The organism is Cyclonatronum proteinivorum, from assembly GCF_003353065.1.
In the GTDB taxonomy this organism is placed as follows: Bacteria; Bacteroidota; Rhodothermia; order Balneolales; family Cyclonatronaceae; genus Cyclonatronum; species Cyclonatronum proteinivorum.
This window is the reverse complement of sequence record NZ_CP027806.1, coordinates 942,127-955,253: the sequence shown is the minus strand read 5'-3', so window position 1 is coordinate 955,253 and position 13,127 is coordinate 942,127. Positions and strand designations below refer to the sequence as shown.

9 protein-coding genes and 1 tRNA gene are annotated in these 13,127 nt (G+C 52.9%); 1 reads left to right on the top strand and 9 read right to left on the bottom strand.

Annotated elements, in window-relative coordinates; genetic code table 11:
• The first annotated feature begins 142 nt into the window (after positions 1 to 142).
• Positions 143 to 216, top strand: a tRNA-Met gene (locus CYPRO_RS03670).
• Positions 217 to 268: 52 nt separating this feature from the next.
• Here the strand turns inward: CYPRO_RS03670 and CYPRO_RS03665 are convergent.
• The 9 genes from CYPRO_RS03665 to CYPRO_RS03620 all read right to left on the bottom strand — a co-directional run bounded on the left by CYPRO_RS03665 (position 269) and on the right by CYPRO_RS03620 (position 13,119).
• A complete protein-coding gene (locus CYPRO_RS03665) occupies positions 269 to 1,321 on the bottom strand; it encodes an alpha/beta hydrolase (RefSeq protein ID WP_114983337.1) in 1,053 nt (350 codons plus the stop codon).
• Between the two features lie 678 nt (positions 1,322 to 1,999).
• Positions 2,000 to 2,455: a hypothetical protein gene (locus CYPRO_RS03655; protein WP_124245509.1), complete on the bottom strand. Its 456-nt coding sequence runs from the start codon at positions 2,453 to 2,455 to the stop codon at positions 2,000 to 2,002.
• 1,737 nt (positions 2,456 to 4,192) lie between these two features.
• Positions 4,193 to 4,708 carry a hypothetical protein gene (locus tag CYPRO_RS03650; RefSeq protein ID WP_114983334.1) on the bottom strand — a complete coding sequence of 172 codons (516 nt, stop codon included), beginning with the start codon at positions 4,706 to 4,708 and terminating at the stop codon, positions 4,193 to 4,195.
• Positions 4,709 to 5,945: 1,237 nt separating this feature from the next.
• Positions 5,946 to 6,890 (bottom strand): alpha/beta fold hydrolase, encoded by a 945-nt coding sequence (locus CYPRO_RS03645; RefSeq protein ID WP_114983333.1) that lies wholly within the window; start codon positions 6,888 to 6,890, stop codon positions 5,946 to 5,948.
• Positions 6,891 to 6,910: 20 nt separating this feature from the next.
• Positions 6,911 to 8,530, bottom strand: coding sequence for a hypothetical protein (locus CYPRO_RS03640; RefSeq protein ID WP_114983332.1), 1,620 nt, complete (start codon positions 8,528 to 8,530; stop codon positions 6,911 to 6,913).
• A 161-nt stretch (positions 8,531 to 8,691) separates the two neighbouring features.
• Positions 8,692 to 9,495, bottom strand: a complete 804-nt coding sequence (locus CYPRO_RS03635) for a choice-of-anchor D domain-containing protein (protein WP_114983331.1) — start codon at positions 9,493 to 9,495, stop codon at positions 8,692 to 8,694.
• 84 nt (positions 9,496 to 9,579) lie between these two features.
• Positions 9,580 to 10,002: a MaoC family dehydratase gene (locus CYPRO_RS03630; RefSeq protein WP_114983330.1), complete on the bottom strand. Its 423-nt coding sequence runs from the start codon at positions 10,000 to 10,002 to the stop codon at positions 9,580 to 9,582.
• 3 nt (positions 10,003 to 10,005) lie between these two features.
• A complete protein-coding gene (locus CYPRO_RS03625) occupies positions 10,006 to 11,520 on the bottom strand; it encodes an acyl-CoA synthetase (RefSeq protein WP_240644823.1) in 1,515 nt (504 codons plus the stop codon).
• Positions 11,521 to 11,607: 87 nt separating this feature from the next.
• Positions 11,608 to 13,119 carry a sodium:solute symporter family transporter gene (locus CYPRO_RS03620; RefSeq protein WP_114983329.1) on the bottom strand — a complete coding sequence of 504 codons (1,512 nt, stop codon included), beginning with the start codon at positions 13,117 to 13,119 and terminating at the stop codon, positions 11,608 to 11,610.
• Between the last annotated feature and the right edge of the window lie 8 nt (positions 13,120 to 13,127).

The following is a 13,127-nucleotide window of genomic DNA, read 5'->3' as shown; positions in this document are numbered from 1 at the left end:
TACCCCTAAATAGCAGAACCGCTTCCCCCGCGCCTTCCTTTTATATGAGACCCAAAAGCCGGCACATCCCTTTGCAAAAAAACCATTTCTGATGTGGCATTCCCTTCCTTTTTTCCCTATATTTGGAATCTGCAAAATTTATGGCGTGGTAGCTCAGGTGGTTAGAGCGTCGGATTCATAACCCGGAGGTCGGCGGTTCAATTCCGCCCCACGCTACGAAACCCTAAATAAACATTTAAGGCCGCTTCTTTGAAACGAAGCGGCTTTTTTATGCCCTGATGTCATCAAACCAGCGGCTGATTTCCGCATAAACCCACCGCGGATCTTCGAGATACGGGCAGTGCCCCAGCCCGTCAAGCACCCTCTCCTGATAAGGCGCCCCGCCGCTTGCTGCCGCCCTCGCATCCAGCACATAACGCGTCTGCGCAAGCATGGGCTGCGGCGGCACGGCATTCTCCCCCGGAAATCCGGGAATCAGACCCGCTGCCCCGAGCACCGCCGGATCCGATCCGGAGCGGTCACTGACAATACCGTCCTCGCTGCCGCGCAGCCACAGCAAGGGTACAACGTCCGGCGCCTGCACAACCGCTTCCGCCAGCCCCGCCAGATGTTTCGGGGATATGCTGTTCACAATCCCGCGATCGCCGGGCGCATATCCCGGCCAGTTCGGGCTCTCCTGCACATCCCCCGGAAAGCCGTCATCCCCGGGCCGGAGCGCGAACATCCCATCCAGCAGCGGATGATCTTCATCCAGCTCAATCCGGTTCCGGAGCACGTAGTGTTGGAGCACCCACGCGGGGGATGTCACCATAGGCGGCTGTTTGCTGCAGTCGCCCGCTCGAATGCGCGCAATCAGCGCCGGATTGCTCATGCCCGCGCCCGAACCTGCAAAATCCGGGAAATTCGGCCTGCCTTCTGACCCGTGTGTGCCGCCGAACCCGTACGGCGAACCCGGCGCAATCTGCACCAAACCCAGCAACCGGTTTCCGTGCCGGGCCAGCAACTCCCAGCCCACCACACCCCCGAGTGAGCTGCAAACCACGTGCACCTTTGAAATCCCGAGCCGGTCGAGTAAATCCACCACATCCCGCGCCCAATCACGGACGCCGGTCCGGGCGTCAATTGCGCGAAAATGCGTGCGGCCAAAACCATTCAGATCGGGCGCGATGCAAAAATAGCGCTCCGAATCGAAACACTGCATCAGGGGCTGCCACCACGCGGAAGTGCTCGTATTACCGTGCACAAACAGCACCGGCATTTTCCCGGTCAGGGTTTTGCTGTTGGTAACGGTATAATGCGGCCCTGAAAAATGGTGGTGCATAAATAGTTTTATAGCGGGATCAAAACAGGATAGTAAACAAGTACAGCTAAAAGGTCAACCTCAGCCAAACTTCACAGCAAGTACTGACTTCGTTTTTTTTGGGGGGAAACCCCGTGCACATCACGGTCTTTCGTGCCAGCACTACAATCCCAAACCTACGCCTTATCCCCTGCTTTTTTTGGGGGGGGGGGGAACCGGATAATACCCTAAAAAGTGTGTCCGGGGTAGCAAAAAAAAGTCCCCTTGCCCAGGCTTGGTAATAACGACAATACCAGAAACCCTAAGGCAAGGAGACCTATTGAATTTACAAATTACAGCTCAAAAACCTGTTTCATAACCACGTAAATAACAAGGGAAACGGGCTGAACGACATTACGGAGTTCACCCAAAATCGTTTCGTAGCATCATGAGACAGAAGATTCTGAAACAGGTGGATTCTTCCGTAATCTATATATTTGCCAAACTAAATTACAAATTACAGCAGCGGTAATGAGAAGCTGATAGAAAAGTACTCCTTCGTTCATTGTAAAGAACCAGATAATTAACAAAATACCAGTTATCAGGCTTATCAAAAATTGCGATTTTAGTGATAATTTATTTTTAAAAACATGACCGGAAATCATAATTAAAATGAATCCTATAAAGACAACATATTCCATAATTTTATTTTGATTTTGTTTAACATATTGCGTCTGCTAATCCTGAATTTTCAGGACATAACATGCACCAGCACGCCCAACCGCAGATTGGAACTCCGGGACCAGTAAAACTGCAACCCGCTGCACAAATTGCTAATTTGACAATCTGCCAATTTGAACCACAAAGTGGTCCGTCACCCGAATCATCTTCCTGAAGGGCCCAACAGCCTCCTGTGTCGGACAAACCAGTTGATAAATTTGTAAAATAATTTTGCAAATCTCCTTCGTTAAAAGTGGTTCGGTTTGAAGTTTCAATATTCCCCAAAATTGGATATGCTTCAAAAAGTATATCACGGGATTTTTCTATTTTTTTAATAAAATTGTTACCGTTTTGATAAGAACCAAAAACAATTTCAAAAAACGCGGTATTATCATCTTCATTTAATGATAATAAACTAACCTCAACAAGTTCCTCAATTGCAATGTCTTTATTCATTACTTCCATTATTTTTTCATGGAATAGCTGATTTAAACTAAAAAATTGTTGAAACTCTACTGAACTAACTATCATGGCACTTTCTTGTTACGAAAGTATAATTTGTTCATTGCCTGACAAGGAGTCTTTGGTACAAGCATTTAAACCTGTAACCGCAATTAGTATTAAAATTAAATATATTTTTTTCATGATTAATTACAAAATTAGTTAATGGTTTTTTATTGAAAGCCCAAAACCATCAATTATGGCTAGGACTCCTAAATAATAATAATAATAATAATGAGCAATTTTTATTAAAATTTAATTTCTTAAGCCTTTAAACTTAGAAATACATTACTCTTACATCCTATTAAGGCAGTTTATTTTAACCTTATAAACCCACTTTCTGCTTCCTTAGCGCGAGTTTTTTTGTTTAATCCCCAACGGTACAGGCGGTTACATTTCCAAACCAAAACTTCAAACCCGAAACTCCGAATCGGTCATCCCGAACGCTTCTCATTTGGCAGGAGCGGTTCGAAGCCACGGGATTCGGTGCATTCACGAAACCACTTGGGGCTGCATATGAGGGATCTCCTCCGCTGGAAAATGCCCGGATGTTGGCACACGGATTTAGCACAGGGGCATTTTTAGCTATCCGATTTTAGCTACCGGGCATGTCCGACTAGGGAGATCCCTCACATGAGGCTTCGAACAGTTACGGGTTGATGCAGCTTTTTGAGACTCCGGTTTTCTCCCTGACAGGTCCCGACGTTCGGGATGACCCGTTGTTTATATTTGGGTTAGCGGGAATGAACAAAAAGATTATAATCCCCGCCCCGGGTCATCCCGAACGCTTCTCATTTGGCAGGAGCGGTTCGAAGCCACGGGATCAAGTGCAATCACGAAACCACTTGGGGCTGCATGTGAGGGATCTCCTGCGCTGGAATACGCCCGGTACGCTATGTGGGCACGTGTTTTTTGTGGATAAGGCCGGATTTCAGAATTGGCGATTGCAAATGAGCTGTGTGAACGCATTGTATAGACGCAAAATTTTGCGTGTCTACCGGCGCAGGTATTAATTTTCACCCTGCCCTGTAGGGGCAGCATGTGGGTAGAAAAAAAGGTCGCCCCACAATATCAGCGTGCCGTAGGTACGCCATGTGCATGCCGATTTTTTCAAATTGCATGAAGCGCCGGGGCGGGGACACGGGGGGGGCAACATGTGCGGGTTTGCCACGGGCTGTACGCCCGACCCCGCAGGCGCGCCTGCGGCGCGCGCGGGGGTCCGGAGGGACGGACGAAATGCAATTTCTATGAAGAAAGCACGGCTACGCCGCTGGTCGCTGGTATTAGGGATAAGGGCCGTTAGGAAATCCGTATGGCATGCATTTCATCTTGTTTATTCTGTAAATTTTAGAAATCCTGTTCAAACAAACAGATTACCGAAATAGGCGCGCAAAGCGGGGTCTCCGACGGTATTGCGACATTTCGGTTATTCGTGGAAGTTGCAGCGGAATTGGTACATAGGTGTCTCACTGTATGGATGTCCGATGTTTGTAGCCTTAAATGACTTTAAAGTTGATAATAAATGTGGTTTACTTTCCAAAACAGACATAGATATGAATGAAAACATTTCATAGATAACTTACTTGTTAAACTTAATTGGTATTTATCATAATTAGGTTTTTGGTTATTTCTGTAAAAATAAAAAGCCGTGCTTCTCACGAAACACGGCTTTTTATAGCACTAATCAAATAATTACTCGAAACCTAATACATCATTTAGCTGATAATATTCAACTAAAGCATCATAGTCATTATGATCTATACGTGAGCTTACTTGCGATGGGGGAATTGCAACTGCCCGTACTGTTGCACCGATCATAACTAAAACCAAAGTATCTGCATCTTCACCAAAAACAGCAACTTCATATTCGCCAGTTCTAAAACCGTACGACATTGTTGTTGTACCAATCGGAAGTGGTAGAGGTACCCATTCCGAACCTTCAACATCTCGGACAAAAGCCAAGACGATACCGTTTTCGTAAATATCACTCGTCAAAGCGGCCCAAGGGAAAGTCCAATAAACAAAGTCGTTATCCTCAACAATTAAATTGTTTAAAGACAGTACATTTGACTGTGTTATGATGTTAACGGAGCCAGCCGGCCCTTGGTCGCCTTGTGGTCCAACCGGACCTTGATCGCCTTCGCATCCAAGTGTAACGAAAACAAAAAATGCAAAAATTGCAATAGTTATACTTTTTCTCATGTTCATATTCTGCGTTAAAGATAGGGTTAATTCTGTTTCGAGTGCTTTTCACCAAAACGCAGTTAATATAAACAGATTCAAATATGGGCATGAAAAAATATTTCACAATGTAAAGTCCTACAAAACAAAATAATAGCTTAACGGCTATTATTTTTTTGCTGGATGTATGACTAATTCAGCGGTTTATCGTGAAGGTGCACATTTTAATTGCGTAATTACAGATTGCTATAAACATGTAACTGCTTCGGAGTTGGTTACGGGGCATATTTGAATTCAAGCTTTGAAATCAAATGCCATCTTGTTCATCTTATGAATCCTGTTCAAACAAACAGATTATCCAAATGCAACGCGCAAAGCATCTGCCTGGGTTAATGTGCCGTTTCCCGCACAAACCCTCCCTGTAGGGGCAGCATGTGGGTAGAAAAACGCTCGCCCTCCACAATATCAGTGTGCCGATGTTTTCTAATAGCACGGAGCGCCGGGTCGGGGACACGGGGGCAACATACACGGGTTTGCCACGGGCTATACGCCTGGCCCCGCGGGCGCGCCTGCGGCGCGCGCGGGGGTCCGGGGGACGGACGAAATGCGATTTCTATGAAGAAAGCACGGCTACGCTGCTGGTCGTTGGTATTGGGGATAGGGACCGTTATGAAATCCGGTTGGCATGCATTTCATCTTGTTTATTCTGTAAATCCTATTCAAAAAATTGGGATGGCACAATTAGCGATTTGGTAATTGGACATTTGGGGTGTGTTGCCCGCATGGTAGAGACGCAATGCATTGCGTCTCTACCGGCAGGGGTGTTGCTGGTCTGTTACGGGCTGTACGCCCGACATCGCGGGCGCGCCTGCGGCGCGCGCGGGTATTTATCGGGGGGGGTATGCTTTTGCTATAAACATGTAACTCCTTCGGAGTTGGTTACAGGGCACCATTGGGGTTTAGGTGTTGATTAACAATCATCATCCTGTTCAAAAAAACAGATTGCCGAATTGCGCGCAAAATGAGGGTGCTTACATCTGAGCCCAAAAAGCAACGCATTTGCCGTTGATTTGGGGGGTTGGACCTGTCCCGAAAGACCTTGATGTTCACGGGATTTTACCCAAAAAAAATTAATGCTGTACTACGCAGGCTGCCAGATGTACGGGGACGGTTGCCTGAACAGCTTTTGTCCCTGCGCAAAAAAAATCCCCCGTCAGGTGATGGCGGGGGATTTTTTTTGGGTTTCGGTACGTCGCTGTGCCTGTTACCGGCGGGTGAATTCGAGTACGGCGGCGTTGAATTCGGCTGGTTTTTCGATCATGAGCATGTGGCCGGCGTTGTTGATTTCTACGAGGCGGCTGTCGGGGATTTGCTCGTGTGCGAGGGCGAAGACCGCGGCGGGGAAGCCGGGGTTGAGGAAGCGGTTGGGGATGAGGCCGTCGTAGCGGCCGTACACGATGAGGGTCGGGTGGCTGACCTGATGCAGGCGGTGGGTCGTGGGCTCATCGAGCATGGCGCTTATGGACTGCACGACGGTGTAGGCAAATTCGTCCATGTCGGCGGCTTTGGCCATGCGCACGCGCTCTTCGACCATCCACTCCCAGGCGTTGTCCCAGCGGTAGAAGTTGATGGAGAGGTTTTCGCGGATCTGCGGCTCAGGGGTGCGTTTGACCCCTTCCATGGTGAACACGCTGCGGAGCCAGTCGCCGGAACCCGGCGAGAAGCTTTCGACGCCCGCAGGTGCGGCCAGCACGAGTTCGCTGATGGCTTCGGGATGGTTGATGGCAAGCGTCATGCCGATCTGACCGCCCATGGAGTGCCCGACATAGACGACGTTTTCAAGACCGAGCTCATCAATGAAATCGGCCAGGGTTTCAGCCCAGAAGGCCATGCCGTAGGGGAAGCCGCCTTTTTCGGATTTTCCGTAGCCGGGCAGGTCCACGGCGATGACGCGGTGATGTTCGCTGAGAGCCGCGATGTTGTAGCGCCAGAAGCCCGCGTTGCTGGCAAGACCGTGCACGAGCAAGAGGGTTTTGTCGCCGGCGCCTTCATCAATGTAGGCGATTTGGGGCGTACCCTGCGAGAAGTTGACCGCGAAGCCGTAGTCGATGTCCTGAAACTCAAGGGCCGGCTTATCCGCGTACCGTACCCCCGCGCAGGAGGTTAGCACGAGCAGGGCGGCGGTGATCAGAATTAAATACCATTTCATAGTGCTTGATAATTTTGAGGTTAGAACATCAGCCAGGTGAGCGATAAGAACACGACCCAGGGATTATCCGGGGTGAAATCGGTGCGGCTTGTGGCGCGTGGGGCGTCGTAGAAGTCGCCGGTGAACACGTAGGCCGCGCTGAGGCCCGCGGTGAGGAACACGCGCAGGTTGTATTTCAGCTCGCCGTTGATTTCGGTGCCGATGTGGTGTCCGCCGCCGGGCAGGGTGTGGTTGCTGAAGGCAATGGCCGTGCCTGCTTTGGCGCTGAAGCGGTTGGGAATGAGATCGCGCATCACGTTGAGGGAGCCGCCTGCGACGCCGAGGCCCATGTTGGAGATGTCGTGCACCATGCTGTAGTAGCGGTTCACGACCTGCGGATCAGGGAAAAGCAGCAGGGCCCGGTGCGAGCTGTAAATGCCGACGGGCGAGCCCCAGACATTGCCGGTCACGACGCCGTTGAAGGTGCCGTCGGCAGCACCGTCTTCGTCACCGGTGGTGTAGAGGGCTTCGATCCAGACGCGGTCGTTGTTGGTCATGCCGTAGCGGTAGTGCACTGCGGCGTTGAAGCTTGCGCCGAGCACGTCCACATCATCGAAACCGTCGGCTACGGGCGAAATGCGGCCCAGATTGGCGATGGCGAAGGCGTCGAGGGCCAGCGGACCATGTACGAAGTTGCGGTTCCAGCTTGCGTTGGTTCCCAACCAGACGATGTCGGCTTTGTAGTTTTGGGTCGGCGCACCCTGAAAGTTGAGTCGCGGCGCACCGTTGTATTCGGCCAGCGCGCTTGTGAAGCCCTGACCCAGCACGGAAATGCCGCCGGCGCCGCGGGCCGTATCGCGCAGGTACCAGGCATTGAAGCCCAGCTCCAGCTTCGGATGCGGGCGCGTCATCAGGTCGCCCATCAGAATAAAGACATCGTCGTCGCGGGAGATCTGATTTTCCCAGAGCTGAAAGAAGCCGAGGCGCGCGTGAATCGCCTGATGCGGGCGCGCAAACCAGCTCACCCCGACCGCCTGCGTACCCCAGAACGAAAGCTTGTAGCCGGTCCGCTGAAAAAGGTCGAGGGGATTGATGTTCGGATCGTACGGACTGTCGAAAATCCGCTGCAGACCTACGACCATGTTCCACCAGCTTCCCGGCGGACGCAGATCGACGTTGGCCATGAGCGTTTGCAGGTTAATCTGTCCGCCGCTGATGGCGCCACCACGGTTGTTGCCGATGCCGTAGGCCTGATCGCCCCAGGTGTAATCAATTTTGAAGAGGCCGCGGAAGGTCGCGTAGCCGTCGAGGATGGAGGGCCGGTACACGAAGAGGGGCACGAAGCGCTGTTCGGTGTAGAAGGCGGTGCGATCCACGGTTTCGGTGGAGTTGCGTCCGAACAGGCGGCCAATGACCTGCCCCTGCAGGACTTCATTGACCGGGGTGATGTTCGTTGCGGTCGTCCGGGTGAAGGAGTAGCCGATGAACTGAAATTCGCCGGGCAAGGGATCGGTGAGGCGGATGCGGTCGGCTTCGGAGCGTTCGCTCAGGCGAAGATGCTCTTCCTGCACGATCTGCGCGCGGGCATCGGTGAGGAAGCCGGCACCGGGCACAGCAGCCATCACGCTAAAGCCAAGGAGATACAGCAGTATTTTTTTCATGGAAGGATGGGCTCACGGGTGGGACAGACCTACAGGCCTGTTCTAAAATCGGGGTACATCGAAGGGGAAAAGACAGAATCAACAAAGGGAAGTAAAGGACGGACAGCGCCGGGCTGTCCGTCCTGAAAGCGTTGCAAAGTTGCGGGGTTTACCGCGACAGCTTAGTTAGGCACCGCCTCAACGCGGCTGTACTGCTGAATCCAGAATGGGCCGGTTGGGTTGCCGCCAACAAGGGTGCTGCCGAAGCCGCCTTCAACGGTCGGAGGCTCAACGCCGGTGAGTCCCTGTTGAATCACCTCATACTCCATACGGCTTCCGTTGATACGGAAAATACCGGAAGAAACAACTGCGAAAGGCGTAGCCTGCTCAAGCAGAATGGAACGGATGCCGGCATCATTGGGCGCACCGGCAACCCAGGTTCCGGTAAACTCAATGGTAGAGCCGGCCTGATCGATTGAAGTCACGTTGTAGGTGTTATCCGCGTTGAAGGTTGCCACGATTTCTACATTCAGGAAAGGAGGACCGGCAAGACCGGGGGCGATGTCTTCGCCCTGAGAAATCCAGGTGCCTGCGATGGCATCAACGGCAAAAGCAGCCAGGTTTACGGTTCTGACGAGGTTCTCGCTCACAGAAGAAACCGTTACGCTTCCGCTGAAATCACCCGGATTTTCTGCGATAAAGCTGATACTTACGGTACGGCTTTGGCCGACATTAAGGGCAAACTGCATGTCTTCTTCCGCGATGGAGAATCCGGCGCCGGTTACGGCTACGTTTACGTCATCGAGAGTGACATCGCCATCGTTGCGGATTTCAAGGGTGAGGGTGTTCTCCTCACCGGTGCGCACATCACCGAAGTCAAGGTTGCTTTCGGAGACGCCGAGTTCCGGGCTGTCACTGCTTGAGCTGCACGCGTAGCCTGCAAATACAAGCGCGGCAATCATTACGGAATAGAGTATTTTTTTCATGAGATTGGTTTTTTTGAAGGGTTTGAAAATCCGGATTGGGAAGCCCCGGGCTTTCGTTTTGGTTGGTGTTGGTTTATGTGAAAATCAGGGTTCTTTGGAAGGCAGCAGAACGGATTCGCCTTCCGCTACGGCTTCTCCTTTTTGGTTGGTACAGCCGGTCCGCAGCCGGACGCGGTTGCGTTCGGCATCAAGATCGGAGACTTCTGCAAAGGCCGTAATGGTGTCGCCTATGTACACGGGCCGCAGAAATTTCAGGCTTTGGGACGCGTACAGCGCACCGGGGCCGGGCAGCTTCATCCCCACAACCGTGGAAATCAGGCCCGCAAGCAGGGCGCCGTGACTGATGCGCGCCCCAAAACGGGTTTTGGCCGCGTATTCGGCATCGACATGCAGCGGATTAAAATCTCCGGTGATGCCCGCAAAGGCGTACACATCGTGCTCGGAAATCGTCTTGCTGAATTCGGCGCGATCGCCGGTTTTCAGATCGTGAATCGTGAGGCGTTTCATGGGTCAGGCCTCCTTGAGTTTGCGTTTCAGAATTTTGCCGCTGTCACTTTTGGGAAGCTCGTCCACAAACGCCCAGTGACCCGGCACCTTGTATTTGGCCAGACGCTCGCGGGCCCAGTTTCGGAGGACTTCTGCATCCGCCGCTTCTCCGGTCTTAAGCACGACAAAAGCCTTGCCGGTCTCGCCCCACTTGGGATCGGGCACGCCTACAACGGCGACTTCGCGAATGGCCGGGTGCGTGCGCAGTACATGCTCAACCTCCGCCGGGTACACATTTTCGGCCCCGCTGATGAACATCTCTTTTTTGCGGTCAATCACATAGAAGTAGCCCTCAGCGTCGCGGCGCACGATGTCGCCGGTATGCAGCCAGCCGTTCACGATGGTTTTGGCCGTTTCTTCCGGTTTGTTCCAGTAGCCCTGCATGCACACGGGACCGCGAAGCACGAGCTCACCGGCTTCATCATCGGCGGCGAAACTGCCGTCTTCGCGCATCACCTGCGCATCAATATAAAAGTTAGGGAAGCCGATGGAGCCGATTTTGCGGATGGCATCGGTTTCGTTAAGAGAAAATACGTTGGGGCCAAACTCCGTGAGGCCGTAGCCTTGCCGGATGGGCACGCCTTTTTCGTGCCAGGCTTCGATCAGCGGCACCGGCATAGGCTCCCCGCCGACAATCGCGTAGCGCAGTTTTTCCAGATTGGCCTGCCCCCAGCCCGGTTCGCGGTACAGCATGTCCATCATGGTCGGCACGCCAAAGAGGATGCTGACCCCCTCCTGTCCGCACAGCTCGAGGATACGGGCCGCATCAAACTTCCGGAGCAGAATCAGCTTCGCTCCCCGGTGTATGAAGGGCGTTGTAAGTACATTCCAGCCGCCAGTGTGGAAAAACGGCGCGAAGGTCAGGGTGACGTCACTCTGCACCAGGTTCAGGCGGAGCCCGGTATTGACCGAATTCCAGAACAGCATGCCGTTGGTAATGACCGCGCCCTTGGGTCTGCCGGTCGTGCCCGAGGTGTAAAGAATCATGCAGGCATCCTCAAGCGCACCTTCGTGCTGCGGATTCAGGGGGATGGACGCGCTCCCGCCCGTGCCGTGCATCTGTGCCAGAAAACCGGCTTCACCCTGCAAAAGCGCTTTTTCTCCGGTGAAGGAAGTTTTTGAGAGGGTGTCCAAAAATTCCTGCTCAAAAAGCAGCAGTTTGGGCGTGCTGTCGCTGAGCTGATAGTCGAGCTCGGGAGCGGCAAGCCGGTAGTTGAGGGGCACGAGAATGGCCCCGAGTTTCTGCACCGCAAAAAAGAGAACGACGTACTCCATGTGATTGAGCGCAAGCACGGCAACACGGTCGCCCGGGGCAATGCCGTAGCGGGACTGCAGCAGTCCGGCTGTGCGCAGCAGCATGGCCTGCGCCTGCGCGTAGGTGATGGTCGCACCATTGCCGTCATCCTGCAGCATCACCGCCTCAGGCGAGTACTGCGCCCATTTTGAAATCCAGTCGGTATGCATGGCTTGAGGCTTCATAAATTCATAATCCAATTATTCAAATATAAAGATTTTATTCTTGCTTGTGCAGCGGGTTCACCCGAAAAGGGACACATCCCCCTGCAATTAACGGACTGCTTTCCGCTGATGCCACAGGTACACGACCGCCCCGGCAAGCACCGAGCACACAATCGCAACCGCTGCCGCAACACCCGGGTTTTCGCCTGTCGCTTTGGTGAAGGGGATGGCAATCTGCCCGTAATAAATCGTGAAGTGCACCACAACTGCCGTTACGGATGCCGCTACCGGCGCGGCAAGCGGCACGTTTTTGAGGAACATCCCCATCAGAATCGGCACAAAAGCCGCCGAGAAGTACGCGTACACGCCGTTTTGCGCGAAGATGCCGACACTCAGCTTTGGATTCACGAGCTGATCATAGCTCACGAAAACGGCCACGACCGCAAGCACCACAATCACGAGCTTGTTGATGAAGACCGCACGTCCCGTGTTTTCGCTCAGCTTCAGTTGTTTGCCGAAAAGCGGATCAATGATGTCCTTGGTGATGGTCGTTGAAAGCGATTGAATGAGGCCTTCGAGCGTGGAAAGTCCCGCCGAGATGAGCCCCATCACCACGAGCAATCCCACAAACACGGGGAACTCGCTCACGACGTAGGCCGAAACGAGGCCGTCCATCGGGATGGGTGTTCCGCCGGCGGTGAGGTCCGGAAAGGTGAGACGAATGTACAGACCGGTAAACACGACGAAGAAGAACAGCAGCTGCGCCGTGATGCCGACGGCGAGGTATTTATTGACATCCGCGTCGCTTTTCAGCAGCAGGGATTTGGTGAGGATGTGCGGCTGACAAATAATCGCAATCCCCACTATGAACTGCGCCACAAATATTTCAAAGAAATCCCGGAAGAGAAAGCTGCTTTCGTTGGTCGTGGAAACGAGCAGCGGATCTATGGCCTCCAGTTTTTCGAGGAATCCGTGCACGCCTTCGCTGAAATGCTGATAGCCGGAACCCAGCAGCACGAAGGCCACAATCAGCATCAGAATCGCCTGAATGGTGTTGGTGTACACCATGGAGTTGGCCCCGCCGAACATCATGTAGCCAAAAACGAAGGTCACAATGCCGATCAGGGTGTACAGCTCGGGAATGTTGAGCGAAGCGGAGAGCACCTTGGTAAGCCCCACGCAAATCAGCACCACAAAGGTGATGAGCAGCAGCGAGAGGAAGCCAAAGAAGATGCCGTAGCCCCGGCTTTTGTACATGGTCTGCATCCATTGCGCCATCGTGAGGGCTTTCACTGTTGTGCCGTGCCGCCGGAATCCTTTGGTGAGCACGACCAGCGAAATCAGCGCGGCAAAGGGCAACGCAATCGCCATCGAGAGCACCCCGGAAATACCGAACAGTGCCACGAAGCCGGGATTGATGATGAAGGTCGCCGCACTCGTGATGGAGGCCGCAAGCGACAGTCCCACCGCGTAGGGCGAAAACAGCACGCTGCCCAGGGCGTAATCGTCAATATTGGTTATTTTCTTCGCGCCGCGAATCACGAAAAAGAGAATCACTGCGGCATAGAGGCCGACGAGAATCCAGGCTGCGGTAACGAGTTGTTGGGAGGCGAGTTCCATGGCGTTTA

Bases quoted from the DNA above. Each gene is read 5' to 3' on its own strand.
- CYPRO_RS03665 (WP_114983337.1), bottom strand. From the start codon at position 1,321: ATGCACCACCATTTTTCAGGGCCGCATTATACCGTTACCAACAGCAAA.
- CYPRO_RS03655 (WP_124245509.1), bottom strand. From the start codon at position 2,455: ATGAATAAAGACATTGCAATTGAGGAACTTGTTGAGGTTAGTTTATTA.
- CYPRO_RS03640 (WP_114983332.1), bottom strand. From the start codon at position 8,530: ATGAAAAAAATACTGCTGTATCTCCTTGGCTTTAGCGTGATGGCTGCT.
- CYPRO_RS03650 (WP_114983334.1), bottom strand. From the start codon at position 4,708: ATGAACATGAGAAAAAGTATAACTATTGCAATTTTTGCATTTTTTGTT.
- CYPRO_RS03625 (WP_240644823.1), bottom strand. From the start codon at position 11,520: ATGAAGCCTCAAGCCATGCATACCGACTGGATTTCAAAATGGGCGCAG.
- CYPRO_RS03620 (WP_114983329.1), bottom strand. From the start codon at position 13,119: ATGGAACTCGCCTCCCAACAACTCGTTACCGCAGCCTGGATTCTCGTC.
- CYPRO_RS03630 (WP_114983330.1), bottom strand. From the start codon at position 10,002: ATGAAACGCCTCACGATTCACGATCTGAAAACCGGCGATCGCGCCGAA.
- CYPRO_RS03635 (WP_114983331.1), bottom strand. From the start codon at position 9,495: ATGAAAAAAATACTCTATTCCGTAATGATTGCCGCGCTTGTATTTGCA.
- CYPRO_RS03645 (WP_114983333.1), bottom strand. From the start codon at position 6,890: ATGAAATGGTATTTAATTCTGATCACCGCCGCCCTGCTCGTGCTAACC.